The organism is uncultured Bacteroides sp. (genome assembly GCF_937912035.1).
In the GTDB taxonomy this organism is placed as follows: domain Bacteria; phylum Bacteroidota; class Bacteroidia; order Bacteroidales; family Bacteroidaceae; genus Phocaeicola.
The window spans coordinates 127,842-147,521 of record NZ_CALDPF010000035.1; the positions used below are offsets into that span (position 1 = coordinate 127,842).

Here is a 19,680-nt window from a genome sequence, read left to right on the forward strand (position 1 = left end):
ATTACGAAAAAGTTATTATTTTTGCAGCAATAGTATAAATATTGTAATTATAAGAATGATATGCACATCGAGATAAAAGATTTGATCTATAAACACAAACTGAAAGAAGCACTCGAAAAGCTTCAGGAATACGCTTCTTCTACAGACAACTGGCAGATAAAATCAGACATTGAAAGCCTTAAAACCACATACGGCTTAATGTTACAATATACAAGCCAGGGAATGAATGATCCGAAAAGAAAAGAAATGTATAACCAATTATTGAGAAAAGCATATATTCTTAACGAAATGACTAAGACACAAAGTATGCTTGAGAATGGTAATTCATACATTTCACAGACATACAGAGAAGAAAAACATAATACAACGAAAAATTATACGGAAATACTACTAAAACTGGAAGAAAAGCAAAAAGATATAAGTATTTCCGACATGTATGAAGAACCATACCGGACTGAAACTACAGATGCCCAAATTAAAATCAGACAATCAATACTTGAAACACTGTTCAACAAGACATGGAGACCTGTTGTATGGAACGAAGAGGATTATAACGGAGCCTTATCAATAATAGATTCTGAGAAAATATCAGACAATGACAAGGCGTTATTCACTTCAGCATTATGCCTAAGCCTAATATACCTGCTGGACATATACAAGTTCAGACTGCTCATACACACCTACATGAAATGTCAAAGTCCGGTAGTTACACAACGTGCTTTGGTTGGTATCATGATAGCAATGTACTTGCAAAGTGAAACAATAAGCTATTCATATCCCTACCTCTACGATGAGATCAATCTCATGAAAGATAATCCATATTTTCTTGATGATTTCTACACTATTATCATACAAGTGATCTTATCGCTTGATACAGAAAATATAAACAAGAAAATGAGAGACGAGATAATACCTTCTATAATGCAATCGACAGAGTTGACATCACCTATCGATGATATGTCAGAAATTAATTTCGAAGAAATCATAGAAGATTTTATCGAAGAAAATCCTGAATGGAAAGAAAACATTGAGAAAATTAAAGACCAGATTAAAGAATTGGATATGTTACGCCAGGAAGGTGCAGACACAAACATGTGTACATTCTCTAATCTGAAAAACTACCCTTTCTTCTATGAGCCGTCACACTGGTTCTACATATTCAGTCCGGAAGTACCTGTCATACATGAAATGATGACAGACAAAGGAAATAATTATGCACCATTCATTAATACTCTGATGAAAGCCACTGACATGTGTAATTCCGACAGATTCTCTTTATGTCTGACATTCAAAACTGTACCTGACCTGCCTTTGGAAGCGATGAATACAGGATTAAATGCCCAAAACAGATTGAATGAAGAGTTAGATGACATAAACACTGAAAAGAAAAGACGTCAGACAGAAAGCAGACATTTCATACAGGATCTATACCGTTTCTGCAAACTATGGAGAAAACAATATGAAAAGACAGATATATTCTCTGAAGGAATTGCATTATGGGAAAACTTCAACATACGAATGATAGTAAAAGAAAGTGGTAAGTTAAAACAATTGGCTGACTATCTGTTTGCCAAAGGACATATAAATGACGCCATGTTTGCTTACATGGACATCATCGATGATAATCCTAACGACTACGAAGCTTTCCAAAAGATAGGATATGTACATATATTGGAAAAGAATTATGACAATGCTATAAAAGAACTGAATAAAGCCAATATTCTTGCTCCGGGCAATATCTGGACACTAAAAAATCTGGCTTACTGTTATAAGAAGAAAAAACGATATGACCTTGCATACGAATGCCTGAAAGAAGCAGAAGCAATAAATCCTGACGATTTGAGTATTTGCAACATTATAGGACAGACACTTATATCCGACGGTATATATGACGAAGCTATAAAATATATGTTCAAGGTGGAATATATGACCAAAGGAAAGACATCGGCACAAAGAGCTATTGCATGGTGTTATTTCATGACAGACAGATATGATAAGGCAAAAGACATGTACTCTAAAATTTTAGAGAAAAAAGATGCAACAGCCGAAGACTGGATGAATATGGGACACGTATTTATGGTAAATAACGACATTAAGGATGCAATCAACTTCTATAAGAAGGCCAATGAAATATCAGATAAAAAAACTTCATTCGAAAAAATATTTTCATCCGATGTCGAGACGCTGAAGAAAAAGGGTGTTGAAGAAGACATTATTTACATGATTCCAGATATGGTAACCTCAGATATGTAAATATACTCCTGATTAAACAATCGAATTTTAAATTATACTTATTCTAAGGAAAAGAAGGTATATAAAATGATTATATAGAATCATTTCGTATACCTTCTTTCTTTATAAATTATTTTTCCATCAACTTGTTATTCGGTAATCTTTCCCCAGAAACCTTGTTTTTGCAGAACACGAATCAATCCGGAAGACATAAATTCATTATCTGATTTTTTGTACCTTATATCAGTAAAAATCTGCGCTAAAGTTTCCTTATTATTTATAGATATAAAATTCAGATTTTCAGGAAGAGATTCCTTGTATGAATATATATTGTCAATATCATCCGGGGTATATTGTCTATAAGTTTCTTCATGGATAATTCCATTCAATGGTAACCTGTCAGGTTGAGAAGGACATTCATCCGGATAACCAACAGTAATAGTCGCTACCGGTACAACCAATTCCGGCAAATTAAGCAAATCAATAATCGGTTCAGGATTATATATTGTTGTTCCTAAATAACAAATACCCAAACCTGCATCTTCTGCCAACGTACAAAAGTTCTGAGTAAACAACAATGCATCAGAAAGGGCATTAATAAATGAAAGGAAATTATTATATCCAGGTTCTGCTTTTCTCTGCCTGCACCACAAACTAAAGCGATTAAAATCAGCACAGAATGTTAATACTACAGGAGCTGTAGTGACCATAGGCTGATTGAAATGCATAGGAGCTAATTTTGATTTCATTTCTTCACTACGGGTGACAATAACGCTATACAATTGCATATTTCCCATTGTAGATGCACGGGATGCTTCTTCAATCAATCCATTCAACAAATCAGCAGAAATATCCTGAGATTTGTATTTTCGTATCGTTCTTCTATTTCTTATTGATTCCATAAATATTTTTTCTTTTCTACAAAGATAATATAAAAAACAAATATCTCAATATTTTACAACAATAATAATCTAAAAGAAATGCAACTTTCACAAAAAGAAAACTTTATTTTTAGACAAAATCGATAAACAACTAATAATCAATTACTTTCATAACAGGATTGGAAAACTTCTTTCTTTTGTTAATAACTTTACGTTTATTTTCTTTGTTCATAAAGAAAACATTAATAGCTTTGCAGTGTTCTATAAAATATCGGATAACATAACAAGATACAATAATATCGTGGAAAAAAAAGTTTACAGCTACAATGAAGCATACGAAGCTTCATTAGAGTATTTTAATGGGGATGAACTTGCCGCACGCGTTTGGGTAAACAAATACGCTGTGAAAGATTCATTTGGAAACATCTATGAAAAATCCCCAAGGGACATGCATTGGCGACTTGCCAATGAGGTTGCTAGAATTGAGGCAAACTATCCTAACAGCATGACTTCACAGGAATTGTTTGACCTGTTCGATCACTTTAAATACATTGTTCCGCAGGGTAGCCCGATGACCGGTATCGGTAACGAATACCAGGTTGCTTCCTTATCAAACTGTTTCGTAATCGGACTTGACGGGAAAGCTGACTCATACGGTGCCATCATCCGTATTGACGAAGAGCAGGTACAGCTTATGAAACGTAGAGGTGGCGTAGGTCACGACCTGTCACACATACGTCCTAAAGGATCACCTGTAAAGAACTCTGCACTTACATCCACAGGACTTGTTCCTTTCATGGAACGTTATTCTAACTCTACAAGAGAAGTAGCACAGGACGGACGTAGAGGCGCTCTTATGCTGAGTGTTTCAATCAAGCATCCCGATTCTGAATCATTCATCGATGCCAAGATGACTGAAGGCAAGGTTACAGGAGCAAATGTTTCTGTAAAGCTTGACGACGAGTTCATGCAGGCAGCCGTTGAAAACAAGCCATATATACAGAAATTCCCTATAGATTCAGATAATCCACAATTCGTAAAAGAAATCAATGCTAACGAATTATGGAGAAAGATTGTGCACAATGCATGGAAATCAGCCGAACCGGGTGTTCTGTTTTGGGATACAATTTTAAGAGAATCTGTACCTGACTGTTATGCAGACCTAGGATTCAGAACTGTATCAACAAACCCTTGCGGTGAAATTCCATTGTGTCCATACGATTCATGCCGACTGTTGGCTATCAATCTTTACTCATATGTTGTAAATCCATTTACAAAGGATGCATACTTTGATTTTGATTTGTTCAAAACACACGTAAGATATGCACAAAGAATAATGGACGATATCATCGACCTCGAACTGGAAAAGATCGGTCTCATCCTTGAAAAGATTGACTCTGACCCAGAAAACGATGAAGTTAAAAATACAGAACGCCATCTTTGGGAAAAGATATACAGAAAGTCTGGTCTTGGAAGACGTACCGGAGTAGGTATTACTGCTGAAGGAGATATGTTGGCTGCTATGGGACTAAGATACGGAACCGAAGAAGCTACTGAATTCTCAGAAAAAGTACACAAGACAATTGCTCTCGAAGCATATCGTTCGTCAGTTATTATGGCAAAAGAACGTGGTGCTTTCGAAATTTATGACAGCGAAAGAGAAAAAGAAAATCCTTTCATAAACCGTATCAAGGAAGCTGATCCAGCTCTGTACGAAGATATGGTGAGATACGGACGTAGAAATATAGCCTGTCTTACTATTGCTCCTACAGGTACAACAAGTCTTATGACACAGACTACTTCTGGTATAGAACCAGTATTCATGCCTGTGTATAAGAGACGCCGTAAGGTAAATCCTAACGACGAAAACGTAAGAATTGATTTCATTGACGAAACAGGTGATGCTTTTGAAGAATATATCGTATTCCATCACAAGTTTCTCACTTGGATGAAAATCAACGGTCTGGACACAACAAAGAACTATACTCAAGAAGAAATAGACGAGCTTGTAGCCAAATCACCTTACTATAAAGCTACATCAAATGATGTTGACTGGCTTATGAAAGTTAAGATGCAGGGACGCATCCAGAAATGGGTTGACCATTCAATCAGTGTTACTATCAACCTGCCTAACACTGTTGACGAAGAACTCGTAAACAATCTTTACGTAGAAGCTTGGCGTTCAGGATGCAAGGGATGTACAGTATATCGTGACGGTTCACGTGCCGGAGTCCTTGTTTCAACACAAAAGACAGACAAGGAAGAAAAGCGCAAGGAAGAAGAATGCAGATGCAAACGTCCTGAGGTTGTAGAGGTAAGACCAAAAGTGCTTGAAGCAGACGTGGTACGCTTCCAGAACAACAAAGAGAAATGGGTAGCATTTGTAGGCTTACTCGACGGACATCCATACGAAATCTTCACCGGTCTTCAGGATGATGAAGAAGGTATAGTGCTTCCTAAATCTGTAACTTGCGGTAAAATCATCAAGAACATTGATGAGAATGGAAACAAGCGCTACGACTTCCAGTTCGAAAACAAACGTGGCTACAAAATGACAGTAGAAGGATTGTCAGAACGTTTCAACAAAGAATACTGGAACTATGCAAAACTTATTTCAGGAGTATTGCGCTGGAGAATGCCAATCGATCAGGTTATCAAACTTGTAGGTTCACTTCAGCTTGACAGCGAAAACATCAACACATGGAAGGTCGGTGTTGAACGTGCCCTGAAGAAATATGTACAGGACGGAACAGAAGCCAAAGGTATGAAATGCCCTAACTGCGGAAACGAAACATTGGTTTATCAGGAAGGCTGTCTTATCTGTACAACTTGCGGTTCTTCAAGATGCGGATAATATACTTAAAACATAAATGACAAACCTAGGCGAAGAATACCCATACAATAACGGAATTCTTCGCCTTTTCTTTTAAAACCATAGCATACATGAAAGCCCAATCAATGAATATCATCCTCAATGAGATGAAATTTTACTCTTATCATGGCGTACTTCCACAAGAAAACACCGTTGGTGCAGAGTATAAAGTCAGTCTTGACATAGAAACAGATTTCAGTGAAGCTGCTGCTACAGACAATCTTGAAGGAACAATCAATTATGCAGAGATACATGAGGCTGTAAAGGAAGAAATGAATATACCTGCAAAACTCCTTGAACACCTGGCTTACAGGATATCCAAACGTCTGTTCGCCGATTTCCCGACCATCAAAAGCATAGAGATAACCATATTCAAGGAAAATCCGCCAATGGGCGCCGACTGCAAGAATGTCGGAGTCAAAGTGAAATATTTTCAATAAAAAATCAGCCAAATGTTTGGATTATAAAAAATAATACATACATTTGTCGCAGAAACAAGAAACAACATAACATTTATGACAAACTCAATGGTAAATACATTCTTCTGGTGGCGCCACTTACAACTCCAAAAGTCGTAAGGGCATCAGTCGCGTGTATATACCAAATTTAAAGATATAAGTAATTAAAAAAAAGCAGAGCGGGCTGTCGTACTTTACGGCAGCCCGTTCTGCTTTTTTGCATTTTCAGAAACAATTAAAAAAAACAATAACGATATGAAATCTTACCAAGTAAACGAAAAAGGTTATTACGGAGAATTCGGAGGAGCATACATCCCCGAAATATTGCACAGATGTGTAAGCGAACTTCAGGAAGCGTATTCAAAGGTGCTTGAAGATGAAGGGTTCAAGAAAGAATACGCACAGTTGTTGAAAGACTATGTGGGCCGCCCTTCCCCACTCTACCTAGCCAAACGCCTGTCCGAAAAATACGGATGTAAGATTTATCTGAAAAGAGAAGATCTGAACCACACGGGAGCCCACAAAATCAATAATGCTATAGGTCAGGTGCTGCTTGCCAAACGTATGGGAAAAACCAGAATCATAGCAGAAACGGGAGCAGGTCAGCATGGTGTGGCTACAGCGACAGTCTGCGCACTGATGGGAATGGAATGCATAGTGTATATGGGAAAAACCGATGTGGAACGCCAGCATGTAAACGTAGAACGAATGAAGATGCTTGGAGCTACTGTCTGCCCGGTAACTTCCGGCAACATGACTCTGAAAGATGCTACGAACGAGGCCATACGCGACTGGTGTTGTCATCCTTCTGACACTTACTATGTGATAGGCTCTACAGTAGGCCCTCACCCCTATCCTGACATGGTGGCAAGACTTCAGTCCGTCATCAGCGAAGAAATCAAAAAGCAGCTCATGGAACACGAAGGACGCGATTATCCTGATTATCTGATGGCTTGCATAGGCGGCGGAAGCAATGCAGCAGGGACTATATTCCACTATCTGGACGATGAGAGAGTAAAAATAGTACTTGCCGAAGCAGGTGGACTGGGATTGAACAGCGGTATGTCGGCTGCCACAATCCAACTGGGTAAAATCGGTATTATTCATGGTTTCAAGACCCTGGTAATGCAGGATGCAAACGGACAGATTCTTGAACCTTATTCTATCTCTGCCGGTCTGGACTATCCGGGAATAGGTCCCATGCACGCCAATCTTGCCAAAGAACATCGCGCTACAGTATTGGCTATAAACGATGATGAAGCAATCAAGGCTGCTTATGAACTTACGCTTCTAGAAGGAATAATACCGGCTCTTGAATCGGCACATGCTTTGGGAGCTTTAGAAAAAATGAACTTCAAGCCTACAGATATTGTTGTACTTACAGTGTCAGGAAGAGGCGACAAGGATATTGAAACTTATTTGAAGTATAAGGGTTATTAGTTTTTTAATTCTTATTTTTTAATTCTTAATTATTTAAAGATGAATACAAAATACAAATACACCACCAACCATAAATCAATACTGGGCGACCTACATACCCCGGTAAGCACATATCTGAAAGTGCGTGACCTTTTCCCTCAAAGCGTACTTATGGAAAGTTCGGACTATCACGGAACGGAAAACAACAAGTCCTTCATCGGCCTCAACCCGATAGCAAGCATAAGCGTCAATCATGGGAAAGCCTTTGCCACTTACCCCGACGGAACTACAGAAGAAACTTCTGTAAAGAGTAAGAGAAGCGTGGAAGATGCCATAAATGCCTTCCTCGGACATTTCGGGATAGAAGGTGAATACTCGTCATACTGCGGAGTGTATGGCTACACCACATTCAATGCCGTCCGCTATTTTGAAAATATAGACGTTCCAGACAGTATAGACGCAAAGAATGACGCACCGGAAATTCTATACATTCTATATAAATACCTCATTGTTTTCCACGGATTCAAGAGCGAGATGGTACTGCTCGAACTGCAGTCGCCAGGTGAACAAAGTCATATAGACGAGATAGAAAAAGCCATAAACAATCGCAATTTCACGGCATACGAGTTCAGGGCTGTAGGAGAAACCACCAGCACACTGACCGACGATGAACATCGCAAGAACATACGCCTAGGAATAAGCCACTGCATGAAAGGCGACGTATTCCAAATTGTAATGTCAAGACGATTTATACAGAGATACAAAGGTGATGACTTCAAGCTCTACCGTGCCTTGCGAAGCATAAACCCGTCGCCATACCTGTTCTATTTCGATTTCGGAGGATTCAGAATTTTCGGTTCGTCACCTGAAACTCACTGCAAGATTGAGGACGGCATAGCAAGCATCGACCCGATAGCAGGAACTACCAAAAGGACAGGCAGCAAGGAAGCCGACCGTAAAGCAGCCGAAGCCCTGCTTGCCGATCCAAAGGAGAACGCCGAGCATGTCATGCTGGTAGATCTGGCAAGAAACGACCTTAGCCGCAACTGCCACGATGTGAAAGTGGATTTCTATAAGGAGCCACAATATTACAGCCACGTGATACACCTCGTGAGTCGTGTGAGCGGAAAAGTAAACACCGGAGCCGACGCCGTAAGTACATTCATCGACACCTTTCCGGCAGGAACACTGAGCGGAGCACCAAAAGTCATGGCAATGCAACTCATAAGCAAATACGAGCCACACAACCGTGGCGTTTACGGAGGATGCATAGGCTTTATCAGCCTGGACGGTAAAAACATTAATCAGGCGATAACGATACGCACATTCGTAAGCCGCAACAACGAACTCTGGTTTCAGGCAGGAGGCGGCATAGTGGCAAAAAGCAATGTGGAAAACGAATTGCAGGAAGTAAACAACAAACTCGGAGCACTGAGAAAAGCCATCGAACTGGCAGAGAAATTATAATAAATTGACAAGGCTTCAGTTACAAGGTAACAAGGCTCTCCATCCGGATGGCAACCTTGTCAACTCGTCAACTTGTCATCTCGTCACCTTTAAAAAATATCAAATATGAAAATAGTAATCATAGACAACTACGACTCATTCACATACAACCTCAGCCACCTAGTAAATGAACTTGGGGCAGAAGTGACTGTATTCAGAAACGACTGTTTCAGTATGGAAGAACTCGAGGAGTTCGACAAGATACTCCTCTCCCCAGGCCCGGGAATACCCGAAGAGGCAGGACTACTTCTCGACGTGATACGTACCTACTCCGGACGTAAGCCTATCCTCGGTGTATGCCTTGGCGAACAGGCCATAGGCGAAGTGTTTGGAGGAAAACTGATAAACTTGAAAGAAGTATATCACGGCATACAAAGCAAAATCCGCATCACGGCCGATGACTATATATTCAACGGTCTTCCAGAAGAAATCCCTGTAGGAAGATACCACTCATGGGTTGTCGATAACGATTCTCTCCCCGACTGTCTGGAAGTGACAGCCGTAAGCGCGGAAGGCTACATAATGGCAATCCGACATAAAGAATACGATGTCCGAGGCATTCAGTTCCACCCGGAATCAGTCCTTACTCCCGACGGAAAGAAAATGATTGAGAACTGGATTCGAGAAAATTAAAAATTAAGAACCAACGGTCAACGAAGTTAATTAAAAATTAATTCATGCACCAAATTATTAATTATTCATTCTTAATTATTTAAAAAAGCTGCTACAATGAAAGAAATACTTAAACGACTATTCAATCATGAGGAACTTACACGCGAGGAAGCATGTTCGCTCATGAAAAACATAACGGGAGAGAAATACAACAATACCCAGATAGCATCACTCCTCACAGTGTTCCAGATGAGGGGTATAACAGTAGAAGAACTGATAGGTTTCCGCGAAGCACTCCTCAGCACGCGTGTCAATATAGATCTTAGCGAATACAGACCAATCGACATAGTTGGCACGGGAGGCGACGGCAAGAACACATTCAATATCTCCACATGTGCCTGCTTCGTAGTTGCAGGAGCCGGATACAAGGTAGCCAAACACGGCAACTACGGCAGTACCTCCGTGAGCGGAGCAAGCAACGTGATGGAGGAACACGGAGTGAAATTCACCAACGACAATTCCCGCCTGAGAAAGTCGATGGAAGAATGCGGAATGGTATATATGCACGCGCCTCTCTTCAATCCGGCTATGAAGACCGTGGCAGCCGTAAGAAAGGAGCTCGGAGTAAGAAGCATATTCAACCTGCTCGGTCCTCTCGTAAATCCCTGCATCCCGGCATATCAGTTGCTCGGAGTAGCCGACCTTACACTGATGCGCCTCTACACCAACACACTGCAACGTCTTGGAATAGGTTTTGCCGTAGTAAACAATCTTGACGGATACGACGAAATATCCCTTACAGACGAGTTCAAGGTGATGACCAACCGCTATGAAACCATCTGCAAACCTTCCGATATAGGTTTCACCATAGCACGCCGAGAAGAGCTCTACGGAGGAAACACCATCCGCGAGGCAGCAGAGATTTTCGACAATGTGCTGGACAACCGAGCCACAAAGGCACAAACCGAATGCGTACTTATAAACGCATCTTTCGCCATACAGGCCATAGAGCCGCAACTTCCGATAGAGGAATGTGTAGCCAAGGCACGCGAATCGCTCGAAAGCGGACGTGCCCTGCAGACACTCAAGAAATTCATCGAGATAAACCAATAATTACTCCACCAGTATGAAAGAAGATATTCTCACACAGATAATAGCCAACAAGCGCAAGGAAATCAGCCGGCAAATGGAAGCCGTAAGCATGAAGCAACTCGAAGCCATAGTTGCCATGCGTGAAACACGAGAGCCTTTAAGCCTCAGCCGTTCGATAATGTCATCCCCCACAGGAATAATATCAGAATTCAAAAGACGTTCCCCCTCAAAGGGCTGGATAAACAGCGAAGCCGATGTCCGGCTGATAACCGGAGGATATGCCGAAGCCGGAGCTGCAGGACTGTCAGTCCTGACAGACACAGATTTCTTTGGAGGCAACGAAGGCGACCTTCTTAAAGCACGCCTCTCAGCTCCAACCACCCCTATCCTGAGAAAAGACTTCATCATATCGGAATATCAGATATTGCAGTCCGTAGCCATTCAGGCTGATGCCATACTGTTGATAGCCGCCGGACTTGAAAAGGACGAATGCAAACACCTTGCAGAAATGGCACACAGCCTAGGACTTGAAGTATTATTGGAAATACATTCGGAAGATGAGCTGGAATATACGACGGAGTGTATCGACCTCATAGGAGTGAACAACCGAAATCTCGGCAGTTTCCACACTAATATTGAAAACTCATTCCGCCTTGCCGAAAAACTTCCGAAAGGAATACCGCACATATCGGAAAGCGGAATCTCAGGGACAGAAACCATCATCAAACTCCGAAAGTCCGGATACAACGGTTTTCTCATAGGAGAATCATTCATGAAGACTGCAAAACCGGCCGGCGCATTGAGAACGCTCATCGAAGAAATGGAAACAGCCCAAAAGCAATAAAACGATTCGATAAAGTTAGCGTTACACCTAGGTGTAACGGGCGTAACACGAACGTGTGACGAGCGAAACACGAGCGTATTACACGCGTGACACGAACGTGTTACGCCAAATATTACAATACATTTTTAATACATTACAACGAATGATTATAAAAGTATGCGGCATGAAATATGCCGATAATATAAGAGCATTGGACAAACTGAAACCAGACATGACAGGTTTCATCTTCCACCCTTCCTCCCCTCGTTTCGCCTATGCAGTTCCGGAACACATGCCATCTTCATCACTATGCGTCGGAGTGTTCGTAAACAGCGAAACAGACTATATATTATATAAAGTAAGGGAATTCGGCCTCAACCTTGTACAGCTACACGGAAACGAATCGCCTGAACAATGTAGAGACATACGAAACAAAGGCATAAAAATAATAAAATCCTTCTCTCTAAAGACTGACAATGCCGACACCATAACCGCCCCATACGACGGGCTGTGCCGATACTATCTATTCGACACGCCATGCGCAGCCTACGGCGGATCGGGCAAGACGTTCGACTGGACTATCACACAAAGCTATCACGGCAAGACACCATTCCTACTAAGTGGTGGAATAAAACCGGAATGCCTGGAGCAGATTTCATCATTCCGCCATACGTCGTTTGCCGGAATAGACATCAACAGCGGTTTCGAGACAGCTCCGGGACTGAAAGACACCAAAGCAATCGCCGAATTCATAAAACGATTAAGGACACTATAAAAACAGATACAACTATGGACAGAATAAACGAACTCTTCAGCAACAAGAAACATAACATTCTCTCAATCTATTTCTGTGCAGGCGCACCTAAAGCCGACAATACAGCAGAAGTGATAACCTCGCTCGAAAAGAACGGGGTGGATATGATTGAGATTGGAATTCCTTTCAGCGACCCTCTAGCAGACGGTCCTGTGATTCAGAACGCGTCATACCAGGCACTACGCAACGGAATGACACTGACCGGCCTTTTCGCACAGCTGGAGGGTATCCGCAACACAGTGAGCATACCTCTCATCCTGATGGGCTATCTCAATCCGATAATGCAATACGGAACAGACTCGTTTTTCGAGAGCTGCCACCGTACGGGAATTGACGGAGTAATCATCCCCGACCTGCCTTTCGCCGAATACATGCAGTCTGTAAAACCTGTTGCCGAAAAGTATGGTATCAAAGTTATAATGCTCATCACCCCCGAAACATCGGAAGAAAGAATCCGCCTTATCGACGAGAACACCGAAGGATTTATCTACATGGTATCTTCGGCTGCCGTAACCGGAGCACAGAAAGACTTTGATACTCCAAAACAAGAATACTTCAAGAGAATAAAAAACATGAATCTCCGCAATCCGCGTATGATAGGTTTCGGCATTTCCAACCGACAGACATACGAGACAGCAGTAAAAAATGCTTCAGGATGTATTATAGGAAGCCGTTTCATAACTCTGCTCAATGAGGAAAGCGGAAATACGAATCAGGCAATAGAGCATTTAAAAAAGGACTTGGAAATAGAATAGTTATTCCTGAGCACACAAAAAGAACAACAATATTTAATCAGCGTTTAAACGGTATTTAAATACTGTTTAAACGCTAAATAAATACTATTATTTCATCCCATTATAAACAGTAAAAACACAAATTTTAGTTTTTTTATCATAACATCAACCGTAAAACATATAATTGATTTGTCTATCATATTAAACAAATACAAGCCTTATGACTTTACAAATAGAAACCAAACAATGGATGTTTCCAGCATAAAACAATAAAACCTATAGAAAATAGAAAGTTTCTATGGATAAATTAAGTAGATTAACATTTTTAAATAAGATACAAACTTCATATCTTTGTATCGAATATAAAGATACATTAACTGCATTATGATTAAACCGGATTACCCGTCAGTCCTGCTTATATATACAGGAGGAACCATAGGAATGATAGAAAACCCTGAGACAGGGGCACTAGAAGCATTCAATTTCGATCAGTTACAGGAAAATGTTCCAGAACTGAAAAGATTCAACTATCGTATTTCGTCATACCAATTCAATCCTCCTATCGACTCGTCTGATATGGAGCCTTCACTTTGGGCAAAACTGGTAAAAATAATAGACTATAACTACGACAATTTCGATGGATTCGTTATACTGCACGGTACAGACACCATGGCATATACCGCTTCGGCACTCAGTTTTATGCTTGAGAATCTGAGCAAGCCTGTCATCCTTACCGGTAGCCAGCTGCCTATCGGAGTTCTACGTACAGACGGTAAGGAAAACCTCATAACATCAATAGAAATTGCCGCCGCAAAACATCCGGACGGAACAGCCATAGTACCCGAAGTATGTATTTTCTTCGAGAACCATCTGTTAAGGGGAAACCGCACAACAAAAATCAATGCAGAAAATTTCAATGCCTTCCGTTCGTACAACTATCCTGCACTTGCCACTGCGGGCATACACATAAAATATGAATATGACAAAATAAAGAAAGTACAACCCGGAGTGCCCATGCACCCTCATTATGTGTTCGACACCAACGTCCTGGTTTTGACAATATTCCCTGGAATACAGGAAAAACTGGTACGTACTGTACTCAACACTCCAGGACTGAAAGCTGTTGTACTGAAGACATACGGATCGGGAAATGCACCACAAAAAGAGTGGTTCATAAAATTACTGGCCGAAGCTACACGTAACGGAATTGTAATAGTTAATATAACACAATGTCAGACAGGAATGGTTGAAATGGGACGTTACGAAACCGGACTCCATCTTCTTGACGCAGGAGTGATAAGCGGCTATGACGCTACTGTAGAGAGTGTTTTGACAAAACTCATGTTCCTGCTCGGACATGGACTGAGTCCTCGTGAAGTAAGAAACGAGATGAGCCGTTCAATAGCAGGAGAATTCACAAAACCGGTATTGTAACACAATTGTAATATTTATTTCACACATCAGTAATAAAATCGCATCATCTTTGCACCTGAAAATAATATTGAATACATTTGTGAAACAATAAATAAAGGCATTATGAACGATTACAGAATTTTAGTCGTAGATGATGAAGAAGATTTGTGTGAAATCTTGAAATTCAACTTGGAAACCGAAGGCTATCTGGTGGATACAGCCAATTCGGCAGAAGAAGCTCTGAAACTGGATCTTACCCAATACAATGTCCTGCTGCTGGATGTGATGATGGGCGAAATTTCAGGTTTCAGAATGGCAAGCATGATGAAAAAGAACAAGGATACGGCAAATATCCCTATTATTTTCATTACGGCAAAGGACACAGAAAACGACACCCTTACAGGTTTCAACCTTGGTGCCGACGACTACATTTCAAAACCATTCTCACTCAGGGAAGTACTGGCCAGAGTAAAGGCCGTAATAAGACGAACAGCCGGAGTACAGAACAAGAGCAACGACCAACTGATATTCAAAGATATGGTTGTTGACTCTGGCAAGAAAAAAGTAGTTATACGCGGTGAAGAAATCTCACTGACAAAGAAAGAATTCGAAATACTGCTTCTCCTCCTTCAAAATCAGGGAAGAGTATTTTCACGCGAAGACATACTTACAAAAGTATGGCATGACGAAGTATATGTACTGGACCGCACTATCGACGTAAATATCACAAGACTAAGAAAGAAAATTGGAGAATACGGCAAATACATTGTTACACGTCTGGGATATGGATATTGTTTCGAATGTGAATAATTAATTGAAAACGTAAAAATGACAAAGTTTAACATACGTCTCCTCACTTTCAGCCGTAAGTTGTTCTTGTCTGTCATAACTCTGTTCGTAGCATTTGCAGCTTGCTTCATGCTGTTCCAATATCAACGCGAAAAATCATACAAGACAGAACTTCTGAACACCCAATTACAGAACTACAACGAACAGCTATACAGCTACATGGCTGATGCCGGTTCATTAGACTCGCTGAAAAACTATATAATGACCCACATGATTCCAAATCTAAGGGTTACTATAATCACTCCTGAAGGTAAAGTTATCTTCGACTCTACAGACAAGAATCTGGAAGATTTTCAGAACCATTCTTCCAGAAAGGAAGTACAGGACGCACTCATGTACGGCAGCGGATATGCCATAAACAGGTTCTCTGAAAGTATTGATGGAGAAGAGTTCTTCTACTCTGCAAAATACTTTCCTAAACATCGTATAATCTTACGCTCGGCACTGCCATACAATGTAAGCCTCACCGAACATCTGGAAGCCGACATGGGATATGTGTGGTTTACAATACTCATCTGCATAGTTCTGATGATAATATTCTACAGGTTCACTTTCAAACTGGGAAAATCAATTACCAACCTGCAGCAATTCGCATTGAAAGCCGACAAGAACGAACCTATAGACATGGATATACTGCGTACATTCCCCAAAAACGAACTGGGAGAAATTTCGCAGCACATCATTACCATCTACAAAAGACTGCACAGAGCCAAGGAAGCACTCTACATAGAAAGAGAAAAGCTTATTTCGCACTTGCAGACATCGCACGAAGGGCTTGGTGTATTTACTAAAGAAAGAAAGGAAATTCTGGTGAACAGCCTGTTCACACAATATATCAATAATATTTCGGACCGTAACCTGAGTTCTACCAACGAGATTTTCACAATACCGGAACTCAAACCTATAATAGAGTTCCTCAACAAAAACGAAGGCAACTACAGTAAGGAAGAGAAAAGAACAGCACTACACCTCAACAAGAATGCGCGAACATTTACCATAGAATGTATCATTTTCCAGGATCTGTCGTTCGAAATATCAATAAACGACATAACACAGGAAGAAGAGCAGGCACGCCTGAAGAGACAACTCACCCAGAACATCGCACACGAACTTAAGACACCGGTAAGCAGCATACAGGGATATCTGGAAACGATTCTAAGCAATCCGAACATTCCGAAAGAAACTGTCAAGACATTTCTGGAAAGAAGCTATGCGCAAAGCAACAGACTTACAACACTGCTGCGCGACATATCAGTACTGACAAGAATGGATGAAGCACCGGAGATGATGGAAAGAGAAGCCGTAAACCTGAGTCTGGTAGTAGAGAACATAATCAATGAGGTTAATCTGGGACTGGAAGAAAAGCATATAAAGGTTATAAATCTGATGCCACAGGCATTGATGATAAATGGTAATCACTCATTGCTGTACTCCATATTCAGAAACCTGATGGACAACGCAATAGCATACGCAGGAACAAACATACAAATAACTATTAACTGTTTCCGCGAAGACGATACGTTCTATTATTTCAGTTTCTCTGATTCCGGAGTCGGTGTAGAAGAAGAACATCTTACACGCTTGTTCGAACGTTTCTACAGAGTCGATAAAGGACGTTCAAGAAAACTTGGAGGTACAGGTTTGGGACTTGCGATAGTCAAAAACGCCGTACTCTTCCACGGAGGAACGATATTTGCAAAGAATGCTCCAAACGGAGGACTCGAATTCGTATTTACTCTACAAAAATAGGAACTATCAACGGGACTGCCCTGCAAGAAACGGCAGCCCCCTTTTTTATATATATAATTAAGGTAAACATACTATATAGAAATATAAAAAACATTTTGACAAGTGGAGTTTGCAAAATGACAGAAGCACATGAAAATAATTATAAAATGCAAGAAAAAGTTTGCATCCTAGGGTTGCAAAAAAGAATAAAAGAAGTAAATTTGCGTTCGGAATAGGCTAGTGTGCCTGTCCAAGGTTTACGAAATAACTTATTTTTTTATTATCAATAAAAACGTAAAGAATATGACTTATTCACACGAAGTTGAACACATGTGTGTTGTAAAAAAAGGACCTAATCACGGTCCGGCTCCAATTCCTGAAGAAGGAAAATGGGTTAAATCAAAAGAAATCAAAGACATTTCAGGTTTGACTCACGGTATCGGTTGGTGTGCTCCTCAGCAGGGTGCTTGTAAACTGACTCTTAACGTGAAAGAAGGTATCATCCAGGAAGCATTGGTTGAAACAATCGGTTGCTCTGGTATGACTCACTCTGCAGCTATGGCTTCAGAAATCCTTCCAGGTAAGACAGTTCTCGAAGCATTGAACACAGACTTGGTTTGCGACGCTATCAACACTGCAATGCGTGAATTGTTCTTGCAGATTGTTTACGGTCGTACTCAGTCAGCTTTCTCAGAAGGCGGTTTGATGATCGGTGCAGGTCTTGAAGACTTGGGTAAAGGTCTCCGTAGCCAGGTAGGTACATTGTACGGAACATTAGCTAAAGGTCCTCGTTACCTTGAAATGGCTGAAGGATATATCAAGACTATCGCTTTGGATGAAAACGATGAAATCTGCGGATACGAATTCGTTCACCTTGGCAAGTTCATGGATGAAATCAAGAAAGGTACAGACGCTAACGAAGCTTTGAAGAAAGTAACAGGTACTTACGGACGCTTCACAGCAGAACAGGGTGCAGTTAAACACATTGATCCACGTCACGAATAATATAAGGAGGAAAGAACATATGATTAGAGAAGTAAAATTTGAAAGCCAGGACCGTCGTATCAAACAGATTCTTGCTGCTTTGAACGAAAACGGTATCAAAGACATCGAAGAAGCTAACGCTATCTGCGAACAGTATGGTCTTGATCCTTATAAAACTTGTGAAGAAACTCAGCCTATCTGCTTCGAAAATGCTAAATGGGCATACGTTGTAGGTTGTGCAATCGCTTTGAAGAAAGGTTGCAAAAACGCTGCTGAAGCTGCTGAAGCTATCGGTATCGGTTTGCAGTCATTCTGTATCCCAGGTTCAGTAGCTGACGACCGTAAAGTAGGTCTTGGCCACGGTAACTTGGCTGCTATGTTGCTTCGCGAAGAAACTAAATGTTTCGCATTCTTGGCAGGTCACGAATCATTCGCTGCTGCTGAAGGTGCTATCAAAATCGCTGCAAAAGCAGACAAAGTACGTAAAGAACCTCTCCGTTGTATTTTGAACGGTCTTGGAAAAGACGCTGCTCAGATCATCTCTCGTATCAACGGATTTACTTACGTTCAGACTCAGTTCGACTACTACACTGGCGAATTGAAAGTAGTTCGTGAAATCGCTTACTCAAACGGTCCTCGTGCAAAAGTAAAATGCTACGGAGCTGACGACGTTCGCGAAGGTGTAGCTATCATGTGGAAAGAAGGCGTAGATGTATCAATCACTGGTAACTCTACTAACCCTACTCGTTTCCAGCACCCAGTAGCAGGTACTTACAAGAAAGAACGTGTTCTTGCTGGTAAGCCATACTTCTCAGTAGCTTCAGGTGGTGGTACAGGTCGTACACTTCACCCAGATAACATGGCTGCTGGTCCTGCTTCTTACGGTATGACAGATACTATGGGGCGTATGCACTCAGATGCTCAGTTCGCTGGATCTTCATCAGTTCCTGCTCACGTAGAAATGATGGGATTCTTGGGTATCGGTAATAACCCTATGGTAGGATGTACAGTTGCATGTGCTGTTGACGTTGCTACTGCTTTGAATAAGTAATCTATACTTAATCAAATATATAAACTCCTGTAATCTAAATGGTTGCAGGAGTTTTTTTGTTTGCTGTATTTTATAATTTAGGGATATTTTAATAGCATTCTCCTTGGTTATCTTTTCTTAATAAGCAAAAAGAAAAATGAGACTGTTACAACCTAAAATATAGTTCCTCCAAAAGCTATTACAATCAAGCCCAAAGCAGAGCAATTATCACT

16 protein-coding genes are annotated in these 19,680 nt (G+C 40.8%); 15 read left to right on the forward strand and 1 reads right to left on the reverse strand.

Annotation, left to right across the window (positions count from 1 at the left end):
• The first annotated feature begins 60 nt into the window (after nt 1–60).
• Nucleotides 61–2,253 carry a tetratricopeptide repeat protein gene (locus Q0486_RS09810; RefSeq protein WP_299232471.1) on the forward strand — a complete coding sequence of 731 codons (2,193 nt, stop codon included), beginning with the start codon at nt 61–63 and terminating at the stop codon, nt 2,251–2,253.
• A gap of 128 nt (nt 2,254–2,381) precedes the next feature.
• Here the strand turns inward: Q0486_RS09810 and Q0486_RS09815 are convergent, their stop codons facing one another.
• The gene (locus Q0486_RS09815) at nt 2,382–3,134 is read right to left on the reverse strand and encodes an NADPH-dependent oxidoreductase (protein WP_299232473.1); all 753 of its coding nucleotides are present in this window, start codon (nt 3,132–3,134) and stop codon (nt 2,382–2,384) included.
• A 280-nt stretch (nt 3,135–3,414) separates the two neighbouring features.
• Here Q0486_RS09815 and Q0486_RS09820 point away from each other — a divergent pair, with 280 nt between their 5' ends.
• From Q0486_RS09820 to Q0486_RS09885, 14 genes are all read left to right on the forward strand, one after another.
• Nucleotides 3,415–5,967: an adenosylcobalamin-dependent ribonucleoside-diphosphate reductase gene (locus Q0486_RS09820; RefSeq protein WP_299232475.1), complete on the forward strand. Its 2,553-nt coding sequence runs from the start codon at nt 3,415–3,417 to the stop codon at nt 5,965–5,967.
• Nucleotides 5,968–6,056: 89 nt separating this feature from the next.
• Nucleotides 6,057–6,425, forward strand: a complete 369-nt coding sequence (gene folB / locus Q0486_RS09825; RefSeq protein ID WP_299232477.1) for a dihydroneopterin aldolase — start codon at nt 6,057–6,059, stop codon at nt 6,423–6,425.
• A 273-nt stretch (nt 6,426–6,698) separates the two neighbouring features.
• The gene (trpB, locus tag Q0486_RS09830; protein WP_299232479.1) at nt 6,699–7,883 is read left to right on the forward strand and encodes a tryptophan synthase subunit beta; all 1,185 of its coding nucleotides are present in this window, start codon (nt 6,699–6,701) and stop codon (nt 7,881–7,883) included.
• Between the two features lie 39 nt (nt 7,884–7,922).
• Complete coding sequence (locus tag Q0486_RS09835; RefSeq protein ID WP_299232481.1) at nt 7,923–9,329, forward strand: anthranilate synthase component I family protein; 1,407 nt, start codon at nt 7,923–7,925, stop codon at nt 9,327–9,329.
• 105 nt (nt 9,330–9,434) lie between these two features.
• A complete protein-coding gene (locus Q0486_RS09840) occupies nt 9,435–10,001 on the forward strand; it encodes an aminodeoxychorismate/anthranilate synthase component II (RefSeq protein WP_299232482.1) in 567 nt (188 codons plus the stop codon).
• A 96-nt stretch (nt 10,002–10,097) separates the two neighbouring features.
• A complete protein-coding gene (gene trpD, locus Q0486_RS09845) occupies nt 10,098–11,093 on the forward strand; it encodes an anthranilate phosphoribosyltransferase (protein WP_299232485.1) in 996 nt (331 codons plus the stop codon).
• 13 nt (nt 11,094–11,106) lie between these two features.
• Nucleotides 11,107–11,916, forward strand: coding sequence for an indole-3-glycerol phosphate synthase TrpC (trpC, locus tag Q0486_RS09850; protein ID WP_299232487.1), 810 nt, complete (start codon nt 11,107–11,109; stop codon nt 11,914–11,916).
• A 142-nt stretch (nt 11,917–12,058) separates the two neighbouring features.
• Nucleotides 12,059–12,670, forward strand: a complete 612-nt coding sequence (locus Q0486_RS09855) for a phosphoribosylanthranilate isomerase (RefSeq protein ID WP_299232489.1) — start codon at nt 12,059–12,061, stop codon at nt 12,668–12,670.
• A gap of 14 nt (nt 12,671–12,684) precedes the next feature.
• The gene (gene trpA / locus Q0486_RS09860) at nt 12,685–13,464 is read left to right on the forward strand and encodes a tryptophan synthase subunit alpha (protein WP_299232491.1); all 780 of its coding nucleotides are present in this window, start codon (nt 12,685–12,687) and stop codon (nt 13,462–13,464) included.
• A 363-nt stretch (nt 13,465–13,827) separates the two neighbouring features.
• Nucleotides 13,828–14,877, forward strand: a complete 1,050-nt coding sequence (locus Q0486_RS09865; RefSeq protein ID WP_299232493.1) for a type I asparaginase — start codon at nt 13,828–13,830, stop codon at nt 14,875–14,877.
• Between the two features lie 102 nt (nt 14,878–14,979).
• Nucleotides 14,980–15,666 carry a response regulator transcription factor gene (locus Q0486_RS09870; RefSeq protein WP_235339106.1) on the forward strand — a complete coding sequence of 229 codons (687 nt, stop codon included), beginning with the start codon at nt 14,980–14,982 and terminating at the stop codon, nt 15,664–15,666.
• Nucleotides 15,667–15,684: 18 nt separating this feature from the next.
• Nucleotides 15,685–17,454: an ATP-binding protein gene (locus Q0486_RS09875; RefSeq protein ID WP_299232496.1), complete on the forward strand. Its 1,770-nt coding sequence runs from the start codon at nt 15,685–15,687 to the stop codon at nt 17,452–17,454.
• A gap of 282 nt (nt 17,455–17,736) precedes the next feature.
• Nucleotides 17,737–18,438, forward strand: coding sequence for a hypothetical protein (locus Q0486_RS09880; RefSeq protein ID WP_154044054.1), 702 nt, complete (start codon nt 17,737–17,739; stop codon nt 18,436–18,438).
• A 19-nt stretch (nt 18,439–18,457) separates the two neighbouring features.
• Nucleotides 18,458–19,468 (forward strand): GGGtGRT protein, encoded by a 1,011-nt coding sequence (locus tag Q0486_RS09885; RefSeq protein ID WP_022125481.1) that lies wholly within the window; start codon nt 18,458–18,460, stop codon nt 19,466–19,468.
• Nucleotides 19,469–19,680 lie beyond the last annotated feature (212 nt).

Coding starts and splice junctions, on each gene's coding strand:
- Q0486_RS09810 (WP_299232471.1), top strand. CDS start 61: ATGCACATCGAGATAAAAGATTTGATCTATAAACACAAACTGAAAGAA.
- Q0486_RS09815 (WP_299232473.1), bottom strand. CDS start 3,134: ATGGAATCAATAAGAAATAGAAGAACGATACGAAAATACAAATCTCAG.
- folB (WP_299232477.1), top strand. CDS start 6,057: ATGAAAGCCCAATCAATGAATATCATCCTCAATGAGATGAAATTTTAC.
- trpB (WP_299232479.1), top strand. CDS start 6,699: ATGAAATCTTACCAAGTAAACGAAAAAGGTTATTACGGAGAATTCGGA.
- Q0486_RS09835 (WP_299232481.1), top strand. CDS start 7,923: ATGAATACAAAATACAAATACACCACCAACCATAAATCAATACTGGGC.
- Q0486_RS09840 (WP_299232482.1), top strand. CDS start 9,435: ATGAAAATAGTAATCATAGACAACTACGACTCATTCACATACAACCTC.
- trpD (WP_299232485.1), top strand. CDS start 10,098: ATGAAAGAAATACTTAAACGACTATTCAATCATGAGGAACTTACACGC.
- trpC (WP_299232487.1), top strand. CDS start 11,107: ATGAAAGAAGATATTCTCACACAGATAATAGCCAACAAGCGCAAGGAA.
- Q0486_RS09855 (WP_299232489.1), top strand. CDS start 12,059: ATGATTATAAAAGTATGCGGCATGAAATATGCCGATAATATAAGAGCA.
- trpA (WP_299232491.1), top strand. CDS start 12,685: ATGGACAGAATAAACGAACTCTTCAGCAACAAGAAACATAACATTCTC.
- Q0486_RS09865 (WP_299232493.1), top strand. CDS start 13,828: ATGATTAAACCGGATTACCCGTCAGTCCTGCTTATATATACAGGAGGA.
- Q0486_RS09870 (WP_235339106.1), top strand. CDS start 14,980: ATGAACGATTACAGAATTTTAGTCGTAGATGATGAAGAAGATTTGTGT.
- Q0486_RS09875 (WP_299232496.1), top strand. CDS start 15,685: ATGACAAAGTTTAACATACGTCTCCTCACTTTCAGCCGTAAGTTGTTC.
- Q0486_RS09880 (WP_154044054.1), top strand. CDS start 17,737: ATGACTTATTCACACGAAGTTGAACACATGTGTGTTGTAAAAAAAGGA.
- Q0486_RS09885 (WP_022125481.1), top strand. CDS start 18,458: ATGATTAGAGAAGTAAAATTTGAAAGCCAGGACCGTCGTATCAAACAG.